This window comes from Flavobacterium lotistagni (assembly GCF_011392125.1).
GTDB lineage: Bacteria > Bacteroidota > Bacteroidia > Flavobacteriales > Flavobacteriaceae > Flavobacterium > Flavobacterium lotistagni.
Window position 1 is genome coordinate 24,052 of record NZ_JAAJBU010000001.1, and the last position, 13,112, is coordinate 37,163.

At 40.8% G+C, this 13,112-nt stretch carries 15 protein-coding genes and 4 tRNA genes; all 19 read right to left on the reverse strand.

Annotated features, from left to right (window positions below; genetic code table 11):
* Nucleotides 1–218: 218 nt before the first annotated feature.
* The 19 genes from rplL to G4D82_RS00125 all read right to left on the reverse strand — a co-directional run bounded on the left by rplL (nt 219) and on the right by G4D82_RS00125 (nt 13,061).
* On the reverse strand, nt 219–602 hold the full coding sequence (gene rplL, locus G4D82_RS00035; protein ID WP_166333144.1) for a 50S ribosomal protein L7/L12: 384 nt from the start codon (nt 600–602) through the stop codon (nt 219–221).
* A 65-nt stretch (nt 603–667) separates the two neighbouring features.
* Nucleotides 668–1,183 (reverse strand): 50S ribosomal protein L10, encoded by a 516-nt coding sequence (rplJ, locus tag G4D82_RS00040; RefSeq protein WP_166333146.1) that lies wholly within the window; start codon nt 1,181–1,183, stop codon nt 668–670.
* Nucleotides 1,184–1,193: 10 nt separating this feature from the next.
* A complete protein-coding gene (rplA, locus tag G4D82_RS00045) occupies nt 1,194–1,883 on the reverse strand; it encodes a 50S ribosomal protein L1 (RefSeq protein WP_166333148.1) in 690 nt (229 codons plus the stop codon).
* Between the two features lie 3 nt (nt 1,884–1,886).
* The gene (gene rplK, locus G4D82_RS00050; protein WP_166333150.1) at nt 1,887–2,333 is read right to left on the reverse strand and encodes a 50S ribosomal protein L11; all 447 of its coding nucleotides are present in this window, start codon (nt 2,331–2,333) and stop codon (nt 1,887–1,889) included.
* A gap of 63 nt (nt 2,334–2,396) precedes the next feature.
* Entirely contained in the window at nt 2,397–2,948 is a 552-nt protein-coding gene (gene nusG, locus G4D82_RS00055; protein ID WP_166333152.1) for a transcription termination/antitermination protein NusG, read from the reverse strand.
* Between the two features lie 10 nt (nt 2,949–2,958).
* On the reverse strand, nt 2,959–3,159 hold the full coding sequence (secE, locus tag G4D82_RS00060) for a preprotein translocase subunit SecE (RefSeq protein WP_166333154.1): 201 nt from the start codon (nt 3,157–3,159) through the stop codon (nt 2,959–2,961).
* Between the two features lie 10 nt (nt 3,160–3,169).
* Nucleotides 3,170–3,240, reverse strand: a tRNA-Trp gene (locus G4D82_RS00065).
* Nucleotides 3,241–3,300: 60 nt separating this feature from the next.
* Nucleotides 3,301–4,494, reverse strand: a complete 1,194-nt coding sequence (tuf, locus tag G4D82_RS00070) for an elongation factor Tu (protein WP_166333156.1) — start codon at nt 4,492–4,494, stop codon at nt 3,301–3,303.
* A gap of 57 nt (nt 4,495–4,551) precedes the next feature.
* Nucleotides 4,552–4,623: transfer RNA gene (locus tag G4D82_RS00075), tRNA-Thr, on the reverse strand.
* A gap of 274 nt (nt 4,624–4,897) precedes the next feature.
* Nucleotides 4,898–4,978 (reverse strand) — tRNA-Tyr (locus G4D82_RS00080).
* 32 nt (nt 4,979–5,010) lie between these two features.
* Nucleotides 5,011–5,084: transfer RNA gene (locus G4D82_RS00085), tRNA-Thr, on the reverse strand.
* A gap of 93 nt (nt 5,085–5,177) precedes the next feature.
* Complete coding sequence (gene hpf / locus G4D82_RS00090) at nt 5,178–5,480, reverse strand: ribosome hibernation-promoting factor, HPF/YfiA family (RefSeq protein WP_166333158.1); 303 nt, start codon at nt 5,478–5,480, stop codon at nt 5,178–5,180.
* Between the two features lie 31 nt (nt 5,481–5,511).
* On the reverse strand, nt 5,512–6,408 hold the full coding sequence (locus tag G4D82_RS00095) for a tyrosine-type recombinase/integrase (protein ID WP_166333160.1): 897 nt from the start codon (nt 6,406–6,408) through the stop codon (nt 5,512–5,514).
* Nucleotides 6,409–6,476: 68 nt separating this feature from the next.
* Entirely contained in the window at nt 6,477–6,671 is a 195-nt protein-coding gene (gene rpsU / locus G4D82_RS00100) for a 30S ribosomal protein S21 (RefSeq protein WP_166333162.1), read from the reverse strand.
* A 331-nt stretch (nt 6,672–7,002) separates the two neighbouring features.
* Nucleotides 7,003–8,172 carry an acyl-CoA dehydrogenase family protein gene (locus G4D82_RS00105; RefSeq protein WP_166333165.1) on the reverse strand — a complete coding sequence of 390 codons (1,170 nt, stop codon included), beginning with the start codon at nt 8,170–8,172 and terminating at the stop codon, nt 7,003–7,005.
* A 25-nt stretch (nt 8,173–8,197) separates the two neighbouring features.
* Nucleotides 8,198–9,064, reverse strand: a complete 867-nt coding sequence (locus tag G4D82_RS00110; protein ID WP_166333167.1) for a helix-hairpin-helix domain-containing protein — start codon at nt 9,062–9,064, stop codon at nt 8,198–8,200.
* 67 nt (nt 9,065–9,131) lie between these two features.
* Nucleotides 9,132–9,359 carry a PspC domain-containing protein gene (locus G4D82_RS00115; protein ID WP_166333169.1) on the reverse strand — a complete coding sequence of 76 codons (228 nt, stop codon included), beginning with the start codon at nt 9,357–9,359 and terminating at the stop codon, nt 9,132–9,134.
* A 144-nt stretch (nt 9,360–9,503) separates the two neighbouring features.
* Nucleotides 9,504–10,865 (reverse strand): pyridoxal-phosphate dependent enzyme, encoded by a 1,362-nt coding sequence (locus G4D82_RS00120; protein WP_166333171.1) that lies wholly within the window; start codon nt 10,863–10,865, stop codon nt 9,504–9,506.
* A gap of 252 nt (nt 10,866–11,117) precedes the next feature.
* Complete coding sequence (locus G4D82_RS00125) at nt 11,118–13,061, reverse strand: putative porin (RefSeq protein ID WP_166333173.1); 1,944 nt, start codon at nt 13,059–13,061, stop codon at nt 11,118–11,120.
* Nucleotides 13,062–13,112: the final 51 nt, after the last annotated feature.

The window sequence follows — 13,112 nt, forward strand, 5'->3', positions numbered from 1 at the left end:
AGTTTTTTGTGTAAAACACTGCTTTCTTTATAAAGCCGGAACCTCTTAAAAATGAACCAAGCTCGCTCATTTTTTTCTTCGTACCCGACTTAAGAAGTAAAATATTTTGAATGATTTTATAATAAAATTAAGAACAGAATTTTATTATACGAAAAATGGTTTAGGCCTTTGAGCGTCGCTGCCCAAGGCCTAAACCTAGTTTTCAAAACCGTGTAAGCTTATTTTAGCTCAACAACAGCTCCAGCTTCTTCTAGAGATTTTTTAAGACCTTCAGCCTCATCTTTAGAAACGCCTTCTTTAACGTTTGCAGGAGCAGCGTCAACTAAATCTTTTGCTTCTTTAAGACCAAGACCAGTCAATTCTTTAACTGCTTTTACCACTGCCAATTTAGAAGCACCAGCATCTTTCAATACTACGGTAAATTCAGTTTGCTCTTCAGCAGCACCACCATCGGCACCACCAGCAGCAGGACCAGCAGCAACAGCTACAGCAGCAGCTGCAGGCTCGATACCATACTCATCTTTCAAAATTGTAGCTAGTTCGTTAACTTCTTTTACTGTCAAGTTAACTAATTGTTCTGCGAATTGTTTCAAATCTGCCATTTTTTCTATCGTTTTTAATAGTTTGTAAAAAATATAATTTATTTAAGTGCGCGCGTTCGCTAATGTTATCTTTCCGATAACGTTTTGACAATTCCAGCGATTTTTCCACCACCTGATTTAAGGGCAGAAACAACATTTTTAGCTGGAGATTGTAAGATTCCGATAATCTCGCCGATAACTTCTTCTTTAGATTTAAGTGCGATTAAGGCATCTAATTGGTTGTCACCGATAAAAACCGCCTGGTGGATGAAAGCACCCTTAAGGATTGGTTTGTCGGATTTCTTGCGGAACTCTTTGATAATTTTAGCAGGAGCGTTTCCGTTCTCTGCAATCAGGATAGAAGTGTTTCCTTTCAAAACTGACGGCAAGTCACCGTAGTCATTATCAACCGCTTCCATCGCTTTTTCAAGCAAGGTATTTTTCACTACCGCCAATTCGATTCCTGCTTTGAAGCAAGCTCTTCTCAAGTTAGAAGTAGTTTCTGCATTTAAACCAGAAATGTCTGCTAGATAAACAACATTCGTTCCCGCTAACTGTGCAGTTAAATCCTCAATAACTCTTGATTTTTCTTCTCTAGTCATGATTTCTAATTTATACCGCTTTAGGATCTAAGGCAATCGCAGGACTCATTGTGCTTGACAAGTGAATGCTCTTGATGTAAGTTCCTTTAGCCGCAGTGGGTTTAAGTTTAATTAATGTTTGAATGATTTCGTGGGCGTTGTCGGTAATCTTGTCGGCGTCGAAAGAAACCCTTCCGATTCCGGCGTGTACGATTCCGGTTTTGTCCACTTTGAAGTCGATTTTACCAGATTTAATTTCAGTAACTGCTTTACCAACTTCCATAGTTACAGTACCAGTCTTAGGGTTTGGCATCAATCCGCGAGGACCCAATACACGACCCAAAGGACCTAATTTACCCATAACCGCAGGAACCGTAACAATGACATCGATATCTGTCCAACCGTCTTTGATTTTTTGCAGGTAGTCATCCAAACCTACGTGGTCTGCACCAGCAGCTTTAGCTTCCGCTTCTTTATCCGGAGTTACAAGCGCAAGAACGCGAACGTCTTTTCCTGTTCCGTGTGGCAAAGTCACTACGCCACGTACCATTTGGTTCGCTTTTCTAGGGTCAACACCTAATTTCACAGCGATATCCACTGACTCGTCAAATTTCGCAGAAGCGACTGTTTTGATTAGTGCAGAAGCATCTTTCAAAGAATACAGTTTGTTCTTCTCGATTTTAGCCGCAGCCTCTTTTTGTTTTTTAGTCAATTTCGCCATGTCTTACGCTTTTTTAAGAGGAGAATCTCCTGATACAGTTATACCCATAGATCTTGCCGTACCAGCGACCATGCTCATTGCAGATTCGATAGTGAATGCATTCAAATCAGCCATTTTATCGTCGGCGATTGTCTTGATTTGTTCCCAGGTTACACTGGCAACTTTTTTACGGTTTGGTTCTCCTGAACCTGACTTCAGCTTGGCAGCTTCCATCAATTGAACGGCAGCTGGTGGAGTTTTTACGACGAAATCAAACGATTTGTCTTTGTATACCGTGATTTGCACAGGGCATACTTTACCGGCTTTATCCTGGGTTCTAGCATTAAATTGCTTACAGAATTCCATGATGTTAACTCCGGCAGCTCCAAGAGCAGGTCCAACCGGCGGCGATGGATTCGCGGCGCCTCCCTTTACTTGTAGTTTAACTACTTTACTAATCTCTTTAGCCATTGTTTAAAAAATGTGCATTGGTCTGTGGAAGCAAACCTTTGCGGTTTATAATAGTGTAACAAATTATACTTTTTCTACTTGCATGAAGCTGAGTTCCAGTGGCGTTTTTCTTCCGAAGATTTTCACCATCACTTCAAGCTTGCGCTTTTCTTCATTGATTTTCTCAACTGTTCCGTTGAAACCGTTGAAAGGACCGTCGATTACTTTAATCGTTTCGCCTACATTGAATGGAATTGCATGGGTGTCAGTTTTCACAGACAACTCATCTACTTTGCCGAGCATCCTGTTCACTTCAGACATTCTGAGTGGCACAGGATCGCCTCCTTTGACTTCTCCAAGAAAACCAATAACTCCTGTAATGGATTTGATGATATGCGGGATTTCCCCAGCCAAATTGGCTTCCATCATTACGTATCCTGGGAAATAGACTTTGTCTTTGGTAATCTTCTTTCCCTCACGAACCTGTACCACTTTTTCAGTAGGCACAAGCACCTGAGAAATATAATCGCCCATTCCCAAACGGTTGATTTCGGTTTCGATATAAGCTTTAACCTTATTCTCCTGACCACTTACCGCTCTTACCACGTACCATTTTTTCACATTACTGTCTGTCATCACCTAAATATTAAGCTTTCAACCAGTTAAAGAAACCAGCGATGGATTTTGCGAAAAGTTCATCAACACCCCAAGTCGCCAAAGCGAACAATACCGAGAACACGGCTACCACAATTGTCAGCCTTTGAACTTCTTCCCATTGTGGCCAGGTAGTGTTTGATTTCAATTCTTCAAACGCTTCTGAAATATAATTTCCAATTTTCATTGTCATCTTGTTTTTGCACGGGCGGGAGGATTCGAACCACCATCAACGGTTTTGGAGACCGCTATTCTACCCTTGAACTACGCCCGTAGTAAAAGCCAGCAGATGTCCAAACGGCTATCTGCTGGCTCTATTAAGTGTACTTAATAATTAGTCTAGGATTTCAGTAACCTGACCAGCACCTACTGTTCTACCACCTTCACGGATTGCAAAACGCAAACCTACGCTCATCGCGATTGGGCTCAACAATGATACTTCGATGGTCAAGTTATCACCTGGCATTACCATCTCTACACCAGCTGGTAAAGCAATAACTCCGGTTACGTCAGTTGTACGTACGTAGAACTGTGGACGGTAGTTATTGTGGAATGGCGTGTGACGACCTCCTTCTTCTTTTTTCAAGATATAAACCTCAGCTTTGAATTTAGCGTGTGGCTTAACAGATCCTGGCTTAATGATAACCATACCTCTTTTGATATCGGCTTTATCGATACCTCTCAAAAGAAGACCTACGTTATCTCCAGCTTCTCCACGGTCAAGGATTTTACGGAACATCTCAACTCCAGTGATAGTAGAAGTCAATTTGTCTGCACCCATACCGATGATTTCAACTGGATCTCCAGTGTTAGCAACACCTGTTTCGATACGACCTGTAGCAACAGTTCCACGACCTGTGATGGTAAATACGTCTTCAACTGGCATCAAGAAAGGCTTGTTAACGTCACGTACCGGCTCTTCAATCCAAGTATCAACTGCTTCCATCAATTCAAGGATTTTAGGAACCCAGTTTGGATCAGCATTCAACCCACCCAAAGCAGAACCTTGGATTACAGGACCATTATCTCCATCATACTCATAGAACGACAACAAATCACGGATTTCCATTTCAACAAGCTCTAAAAGCTCAGCATCATCAACCATATCCACTTTGTTCATGAATACTACCATTCTTGGAATACCTACCTGACGACCCAAAAGGATGTGCTCACGAGTTTGTGGCATCGGTCCGTCAGTAGCGGCTACCACCAAGATAGCACCGTCCATCTGAGCAGCACCAGTAACCATGTTCTTTACGTAATCCGCGTGACCTGGACAGTCAACGTGTGCGTAGTGACGGTTAGCTGTTTCGTACTCAACGTGCGAAGTGTTGATGGTGATACCTCTTTCTTTTTCCTCAGGAGCGTTATCAATCTGGTCGAAAGATTTTGCACCAGTTTGAGAGAAACCAGCCTCAGACAAAACTTTAGAAATTGCTGCAGTCAAAGTTGTTTTTCCGTGGTCAACGTGCCCAATTGTACCAATGTTCAAGTGGGGCTTATTACGGTTAAAATTTTCTTTTGCCATTTTACTTAATTTTAAACTTAGTTATATATTAGTGTTCGAAATTCTCTTTATTTTTTGAGCCAACTACGGGATTTGAACCCGTGACCTCTTCCTTACCAAGGAAGCACTCTACCCCTGAGCTAAGTCGGCAGGATTTTACTCTAATTTTGAATCCTAAACAAGTGGAAGCTGTTTAAGATTCAAAGGTTTAGAGTTTGATTTCCGAAGAAACCACAACTTCCAGCAGACACTGAAGGTTGATTTTTTTGTGATGCTTTGACCCCAAGATTATGAACCCTGCGCTCTAACAATCAGATGCTTTTCGGATTACCTTTGGCGATCCTGTAAGGCGGTGCCTTACTCAAACTTTTCAAACGTAATTTCATCGAAGCGAGATTCATGAAATTACTTAATAAAAATTTTGTGGGGAGAGCAGGATTCGAACCTGCGAAGGTCTCCCAGCAGATTTACAGTCTGCCCTCGTTGGCCGCTTGAGTATCTCCCCAACTTTTCTTACTGTCCTTAAACTCATTCCTGAGCCGGCAGAGGGACTCGAACCCACGACCTGCTGATTACAAATCAGCTGCTCTAGCCAACTGAGCTATGCTGGCTTGTAACAATAAAAAAAGTCCGCTATTTCTAACGGACTGCAAATGTATAGGATTTTGTTTTTTAAACAAAACATTTTTTATAAAAATTTTTATTTAAATATGAGCCCTAATTTTTTCCTTTCTTTTTACCAATAAACGTTCTAAAGATTCCGCTGAAAGCTCCACCGCTTCTTCAAATGTCTTGCATTGTTTCTTGACCATGAAATCATCTCCGGGAACGTGAATTTTCACTTCAACAATCTTATTCTCTTTGTCGCTAGTGTTATCCACTTTCAAAAAAACATCCGAAGAAACAATTTTATCGTAGTATTTTTCTAATTTATCCATACGTTCTTGGATAAAATCGACCAGCTTTCTGTCTACAGTAAAGTTAACTGCATGAACATTTACCTTCATAAAAAAATCATTTTAATGGTTACACTTTGAATTATCTGCGGTTTCTCGGATGGGCGTTACCATATACTTTCTTGAGTTCTGACAAACTGCTATGCGTATAAACCTGAGTAGATGCCAAACTAGAGTGCCCTAATAATTCTTTAACTGAATTGATGTCTGCCCCATGATTCAGCAAATGAGTCGCAAAAGTATGACGCAATATATGCGGGCTCTTTTTTACTTTCTCTGAGACATTACTAAAGTAGTGATTAATTAGCCGATACACAAACGAATCATTCAATTTAACGCCCTTTTGTGTCAAGAAAAAAATACCACCGTCTTTAATTTGCTCTAAACGAGAACGTTCAACTATATAATCCTGCAACTGCTTTTCAATGACAGGTAAAATCGGAATAACTCTTTCCTTATTTCTCTTGCCTAAGACTTTTATGGTCGATCCTGAAGTCAGCACATTAGCCATTTCCAAATTAATGAGTTCCGCTCTCCGAATTCCGGTGGTGTAAAACAAATCAATAATCAGTTTGTCGCGAACGCCTTCAAAACCTTCAGGAAATTGCAAATGATTCAGAACAGCATCAAGTTCTTTCTCTGAAAAAGGGATTTGAATTTTCTTAGGTGCTTTTAGTGCTTTGTGTTTCAGTAGCGGACTCACCTGAATCTGCTTCGACTTCAAAAGAAATTTATAGAAGCTTTTCAAAGACGAAGTCTTGCGGTTCACCGAAGCATTGGAAATGCCCGAATCAACCAACGAAACAATCCAACTTCTAATTTGACTATAGTTAGCCTCCAACAAATTTTCCTGATCAAACTCCTCGCGAAGAAACCGCTCAAAAAAATCCACATCGGCACAATAGTTCAAAACGGTGTGCACCGAATAATTCTTCTCGAGCTGCAAGTAATCGTGGAACGCCTGTTTGATTTTATCCATAAAAAAAACCGTTAGCCCAAAGGTATTAAACTTTGTAAACTAACGGTTCTATGCTTGAAAAAGTTGTATTAACTTTCTAAACGGTCTTTCAATGTTTGGATGTAAGCCGCTTTCTGGATTTTCATCCTGTGCGTTACAGAAGGTTTAATGAAAGCTTGTCTGGCGCGCAACTGACGTACAGTTCCGGTCTTGTCAAATTTTCTCTTATAGCGCTTTAGTGCTCTATCAATATTCTCTCCGTCTTTAATTGGTATAATCAACATAATATAGACACCTCCTTTCGTTAAGGCGGCAAATGTAATTAATAATTGATAATTAACAATGAATAATTAAAAAAAAAACCAAATTATTAATTATTAACTATTCATTATTAATTAATCTCGGGCGTGTCGGCGGCATTGAACTTCCGACTAGCTAAAAAGATTCCGCGCCGCCGTCAGGCTGTCCGCTGTAGTCCTCGCTGGGCTGCGGGCTGCCGCTTCCATCCTTTACGCAAAACAAAAGAAAGAAGCAAGACACCTAGCCCCACTCTTATCTCTTTCGATTATCTTGAAGCAAAGCGATCTTGCTTCTTGCAGCGTAGCGGTGTATTCTCTATTTCACCGCGGGCTTATAATTTTGTTTGTCAATAATCATCTTTGACAAAATCTCTCTCAAAATTTCAGAAGTTCCACCTCCGATTGGCCCTAAACGGCTGTCTCGCAGTAAACGTGCTAGCGGATATTCTTCCATATAACCATAACCGCCGAGCATTTGCAAACAACTATAAATCGCTTCGTCTGCAACTTTAGTTGATTTGAGCTTGGCCATCGTAGCTTCTTTCACTACATACTCGCCTTGATTCAATCGCGCGACTGCAGCATAATTGAATACTTTACAATGTTCTACTTCGGTCGCGTGATCTACCATTGTATGTCTTAACGCTTGAAACTTATTAATCTTGGTTCCGAAAGCTTCACGCTGCGACATATATTCTATAGTATAATCAATGGCGTATTCAGCGCGCGCATGGGCGTTAATGGCCATCACTAATCTTTCGAGCGCAAAGTGCTGCATAATGTATGGAAAACCTTTACCTTCTTCACCCATGAGATTCTCAACTGGAATTTCTACATTGTCAAAAGCAATCTCAGCAGTATCGGAAGCTCTCCAACCCAATTTATCGAGTTTGGTGGCAGATATTCCTTTCAGGTTGGTATCCATCAAAAAAATACTAATTCCCTTGTTGCCTAACTCAGGGCTGGTTTTGGCTGCGACCACATAATAGTCAGCATAAACTCCGTTGGTGATAAAAGTCTTTGAACCGTTGATGATGTACTTATCTCCTTTTTTCACCGCAGTGGTTCGCATCCCAGCCACATCGCTACCTCCAAAAGGTTCGGTAATACACAAAGCACCGATTTTATCGCCTGAAATGCTTGGTGCCAAATAATCCTGTTTGATGCGTTGGTCACCTTCTGCATTGAGGTGCGTCATCGCTAAATAAGAATGTGCCCACATGGCTGCAGCAAACCCCGAAGATTTAATTTTTTGAAGTTCCTCTAAAAACACAACGGTATAAAATAAATCTAAGTTTAAACCGCCATAGGCTTCAGGATAAGTAAGACCGAAGAAACCCATCTCGCCAAATTTCTTCCAGATAAACCGTTCAATGGTTCCTGTTTTTTCCCATTTTTCAATATGAGGCACTACTTCCACTTGGAGGAAATCGCGGAAACTTTTTCTGAACAATTCGTGTTCTTCTGTAAAGTAAACTGAATTCATTTTGGCTAATTTTTGTGTGTATTTTTTAGAATTCCAAATATAAGGCAATAATTTCTATTCTATCAACCGGAAAATTGGGAATTTTTGACAAATCCTCAATGCTCTTGATACCATTGTTCATGCTTCTAAAAGTAACGATAGACTTGGCAATTGGATATTTAAAATAAGGAAAAGTCATTAACTCTTTAATGCCAAGTTGGTTAATAGAATATTTCTTGACTTCAGGCAAAGCCGATACTTTGAAATCTTGATTTAGTTTTTCAATCACTTCGGGTGATAACCCCCAAATATCTTGTAATTGTTGCATACTTACAAAACCACCCAATTTTTCTTTTTCTTTCAGGATTCTAGCAGACAAGCCATCACCTATACCATACACTTTCTTCAAATCTTCAGCGGTAGCCAAGTTGATGTCTTTGATTACCTTAATTTCTTTCATTTGAAATGAATTGGATGCAGAAATTTTGTTGGTATTCCGCTTGTTTACCCAATCTGGAAATTTAAAATAAGGCGAAATGACTTTGAGCAGCGAATCTGAAACTTTTGTAACCTGTTGGAATTCTTCGGCCGAATTGACATAGCGATTGGTTTTTCTATACGCGAACAAACGATCGATTTCCTCAACAGACATCCCAAGTTTATAGCCCTTAAAATCAGTAATAAAATTCGGGTTGAAGGGCCGCATGACGTAACTGTGCCTAACGTACGAACTAGCCGTATCTGTTGGCAAAGCGACCCATTGCTGCTTGGAGGCAACCGGCTTAGGCTTCGTTCGGAAATCGACACTGAAATAAACAAGTTGAAAAACAACTATAACCGAGAACAAAGCAAAAATTCCGGTGCGTTGTGATTTGGAGAATTTAAAATACGAGTAGATTGGATTTGTTTTCATTTTGCATGGCGTTGAAATTAGTAAATGGCGTTGATAAAGAATGAAATTTCAAGAAGAAGATGGTAAGCTAGAGGTCAAAAACCGAACTGCGCTTGGCGCGAATAAGATCTTTGAGCCGAATCCAGAAAGCTAATGTCAAATAGACTCCGAACCAAAGGCCGGCGGTCACAAATGAAATATAAATAAAGAAAAGCCGAACACTATTGGCTCGCATTCCGAGTTTATCGGCCAAACGGGAAGACACATGAAAGCCGTGCTTTTCAAAAAAATATTTGAGATTAAGAATAAAAGACATGGAAGTGTATTGGAAGAATTTTCATAACTGATTTTGGATGGCGTTTATTGCAATACTAAGGTAATAAAATTAGCCCTAAAAAAACAATGAACCATCCACTTAAAAAAGCGAATCGTTCATTGTTATGGTGATGGATTAATCGGGTTATTTGATTGTCCCGATAATATCGTATTTGGTAATGATGTGGTGTTTGCCGTTTCCTAAATCAATCAACACTGCTTGGTTGTCTTTGGTGATGAGTTTAGAAACTTCTTCGATAGGCGTTCCCATTTTGACTATCGGGTAAGGTTTGCCCATGACTTCGCGAATCGGTTTATCGGCCGCATTTTTATCAGAAACATACATTTGGAACAAATCCGACTCGTCGATTGAGCCTACAAAACCAGAGGTGTCGATGACCGGAATCTGTGAGATTTTGTACTGGCGCATTCTTTCAATAGCATGTGAAACTAGTTCTTCGGTTCGAACAATCACTAAAGGTTTGTCAATATGATCTTTGATTACGTCTTCGGCCTTTTTGATTTCTTCGTCTAGGAAACCGCGCTCGCGCATCCAATCGTCGTTGAACATTTTGCCTACGTAACGGCTGCCGGAATCATGGAAAAGCACCACTACTACATCGTCTTTCTTGAAATGATCTTTAAGCTGAATCAAACCTTTTACTGCCGAACCGGCCGAGTTGCCTACGAAAATCCCTTCTTCGAGAGCGATTTTTCTCGTGTATACCGCAGCGTCTTTATCGGTCACTTTGGTAAAGCCGTCAATTAACGAGAAATCTACATTCTTGGGCAAAATATCTTCGCCAATACCTTCAGTGATATACGAATAGATTTCGTTCTCATCAAAAATACCCGTTTCGTGGTATTTCTTGAACACCGAACCGTAAGTATCAACGCCCCAAATTTTGATGTTTGGGTTTTTCTCTTTGAGGTATTTGGCCACACCAGAAATGGTTCCGCCGGTGCCTACCCCGACCACGAAATGGGTGATTTTACCTTCGGTTTGTTCCCAGATTTCTGGACCTGTTTGTTCGTAATGTGCTACGGCGTTAGATGGATTATCGTATTGGTTGACGTACCAAGAATTTGGTGTTTCTTCACCCAAACGTTTGGACACCGAATAATAGGAACGCGGATCGGTGGGTTCTACATCGGTCGGGCAAACGACCACTTTGGCGCCCACTGCGCGCAATATGTCCATTTTTTCTTTGGATTGTTTGTCGGTAATGACGCAGATGAGTTTGTAGCCTTTGACGATAGCTGCAAGCGCGAGGCCCATTCCGGTATTTCCAGAGGTTCCTTCAATGATGGTTCCACCAGGTTTTAAGCGACCGTCGGCTTCTGCGTCTTCGACCATTTTGACGGCCATACGGTCTTTAACCGAGTTGCCCGGATTGAACGTTTCTACTTTGGCCAAAACCAGCGCATCGACTTCGGCTGTGACTTTGTTTAGGCGAACCAGCGGCGTATTACCAATGGTGCCGAGTATGTTTTCTGAGTAATTCATTCTTGAAAAGGTGATAAAGTTCTTAGGCTCTGAGGCACTAAGTTTTTTTTTTAAGTTACAAATATATTGATAATATGAAGGTTTGCAAGTTCAGATAACGTTAATTCATGAAGGTTTGCGTGAGGGATTACCTCACTAAAGTTTTTATTTTCATAGGTGTTCGGTGAATGCTGCGCATTTGCAGCGGAAAGCCCGACGGTGGCGCGGATTGTTCAACCATTAGCTAATTTAGATGGCCGCCGGCACGCCCTATTATTGAAAGAAATTCCAGACCAAACCAAAACGCACGATGAAATCGCGGTAAGGATAATCGGGCGCGGAATAGAATTTATTCTTGCTGGAGAAAGCCGAATTGAAATGCTCGGCCTTGAGAAAAATGCGGCACTGACGAATCCGGGCGTTGATAAAGAAATCGAGCATCGGGAAATCGCCTATTTTTTGGTTGTTTTGCACAAAGAAATCGGAAACCACAGGGTTGTAGCCGTTGGCGTAATATTTCGTGAAATAATTCAGCGTAACACCGCTTTGCAGGTAAAGCGCCTTGGTAAAGAAATAGCCCGAATAATAAAGCGTATTGCGGGTTACAATTTTCGGCACATTAAGCACCTGGTCGTCTTGCTGGGTTTGCTGGTAAAGTATCGTATTGTCTAACGCGAAACGCCAGTACTTGATTTCCTTATTGACCTTAACCGAAAAGTATTGAATGGATTTTTCATACTGCTTGGGCGAAATGAGTTGCACACGCGGATTGGCACTGTCATCAGAGAAGAACAAATGGTTGTCATAGTTAGACAATTGCATCGAGACTTCTGCCCATTGGGTGCGCGCGGTAGCCGTCAGTGTATTGATTTTCTCGTTCTTGAAGTTATTAAACCAATTGTAGTCGATAAAACTGCTTTGGTGCAAATTATAAAGATGGTCAGGAAGTTTGTTCGTATTCTGGTAGCCGAGTAGCAGTTTGTTCTTGGCGTTGAACTCGTAGGCGAGATTAGCTTCAATGTTTGTAAGGGATTGGTTGGTAATGGAATTGGTGTAGGCCAGTGTTCCTCTCCATCTGTTTTTGAGATAGTCGTATTGGGCACCGAACCCATTTATTTTATCGTTGATAGCATTTGGAATCAGTTGATTTTCTCGAATGACAATGGTGTTGTAAAAATAGTTGTAACGGAAATCATCGAGGAAGAAGTGGAATTTTCCCAAAAGATTGCTTTCGTATATCGCACCGACTTTGTTGTACATGCGATTGTATCGAAGATGATCGTTAACTCCCGAACTTACATAAGCATCTCCAAAACGGTTAACGAACGTATCGCCAATGGTAGATGTTACGGTCGGTTGGTAGTATTCGTAAAACTTGGTTTCGTAGTTGAATTGGTGTGTAAGGTAAAGATTATTGTTGCCTTTGGTTGGGTTGATTCTGAACTGATGATCGAAGAAAAAACGTTTGCCTTTAAGGAACGAGGTAGCATCAAGCAAGTAAACTTCGAGTCGGGGGCGTTGTTTGAAGGCAGGATCTTTACTTTCGAAATCTTCTGGCGTGGTGATTCCTCCGTTTTCTCCGTTAAGAAAATCTTGTCCGGTGTAGTGGGTATCGATGGAATATCTAAAAGATTTAGTATGGTAGCTAGAAGTCACGCGAAAGTTTCCTGTGCTAGACAGTTGGTTGATATATTTACCCAGTGAACGAAGCCCTTTGTATGCTATTGAAAAATTGAACTGCTCAGAAGTATTAACGGTAAGAAAGGCATCTAGCGACTGGCCTTGCTCCATGACCGTTTTGAAATACAGGTCTGTAAGCGGCGTAGCGACTGAATAATACTTTACCTGATTGGCTTGGATGTAGTTAAAATGCTTCCCCTGATAACCGATTTCCGGATAGGGCGAAATCCGATTGAAACTATGCTGAAGCGTAGTGTACGTTTGGCCTTCATTGAGAAATGGCATCAATCCAAAAATATCTTTACGCAGGTAATTGTATTCGTACTCTTTTTTGATGGTCAAAGAAGTATCGACATAAGTAGTGTCACGGTCGAGTGAAATCATTCTGTAAGAAGTTATGGGTGCTTTTCGAGCTAATTCTTTATCTTTTTGCTCTTGGGATTTGAGTAAACTCTTCTTGGGCTCTTCTTGTTTAGGCTCTTGTGAATAAACCAAACTGAATGATAAGAATAGAAAAGAGATGAATAGGATTCTCATGGGAAAGTTATCTGAGACAAAAATAGCCATTTGTTTCTAAAATCCATTAGC